Consider the following 1,264-nt stretch of genomic DNA (forward strand, 5'->3'; position numbering starts at 1 on the left):
TATTTCTGTGCATAGTCAATGCCGTATCCTACAACAAACTCATCTTCTATATCAAAACCATTATAATCAATTTTTATATCAACTTTTCTTCTTGAAGGCTTATTAAGAAGTGTACATATTTTAAGCGAAGCAACATTTCTAGTTTGTAATATTTCGCAAATTTTCTCTAAAGTGTATCCTGTGTCAATAATATCTTCTACTATAATAACATCTTTGCCTGTTAAAGGTATATCAACATCTTTAAGTATTTTAATTTCAGAGCCTATCTTCTCATTTCCATAACTAGATACTATCATAAAATCAACYTCTATATTAGTATCAATTTCTCTTGCTAAATCTGCAATAAATACAAAAGAACCCTTAAGAAGYCCTATTAAAYAAGGAGTTTTATCTTTATAATCATTGTTTATTTTTTGTGCTAATTCTTTAACTTTTTTATTTATATTCTCTTCAGATATAAGTATCTTTGATATATTSTCATCTTTTCTCATAAATTATTCCTTAAAATCTTTTATTAATAATTTTGTGTTATATATTATCGTATATAGATAATAATTAAATTAAAAATATATTATAACATATTAATTATAATTTTTTATAGTATGTATATGAAGTTTTAATAAWAATTGAAATTARTTATATTATTAAAAATAGCCAAKAGATAAAAAAGTTTATTCTATCTATTGGCTTTATTTTTTTAATTAAAAGTTTAARTTGAATTAATTAGCTTTTTTAGCCTCTATTGCTTTAGCTAACTCTTCAGCTAATARMGGAAGYACTTTGTTTACATCACCTACTATACCCAAATCAGCGATTCCAAACATAGGAGCATCTTTATCTTTGTTTATAGCAATAATATATTCAGATTCTTCCATACCAGCCATATGCTGAATAGCACCAGATATACCGCAAGCGAAATATATATTAGGTCTTACTGTTTTACCTGTTTGACCTACTTGTCTAGATTGCTCTATAAATCCAGCATCTACAGCAGCCCTTGAAGCAGAAACAGTTGCACCAATTTTAGAAGCTACAGCCTCAAGATTTTTAAAGTTTTCTTTAGAACCTACACCTCTGCCGCCAGATACCAATATTTTAGCTTCTGTAATATCAACCTTTTTAGCAGTTTCTTTTACTACATCTACGATTTTTACTTTTATTTTGGAAGTATCTATTGTTACAGGCAATACTTCAATTTCACCTTTCTTTCCTTCTTCTTTAGGAAGTTTTTGCATTACGCCAGGTCTTACAGTAGCCATTTGAG

Annotated in this window: 2 protein-coding genes; both read right to left on the reverse strand. The window is 27.5% G+C overall.

Features of this window, described 5'->3' with window-relative positions; all coding sequences use genetic code 11:
* Window positions 1-491 (reverse strand): hypoxanthine phosphoribosyltransferase (gene hpt / locus GQX97_RS12220; RefSeq protein ID WP_157152209.1); only part of this gene is annotated, 491 nt, incomplete at its 3' end.
* A 228-nt stretch (window positions 492-719) separates the two neighbouring features.
* The coding region (locus GQX97_RS12225) for an electron transfer flavoprotein subunit alpha/FixB family protein (protein WP_198391225.1) at window positions 720-1,264 on the reverse strand (545 nt) is incomplete at its 5' end.

The organism is Brachyspira sp. SAP_772 (assembly GCF_009755885.1).
Taxonomy (GTDB): domain Bacteria; phylum Spirochaetota; class Brachyspiria; order Brachyspirales; family Brachyspiraceae; genus Brachyspira.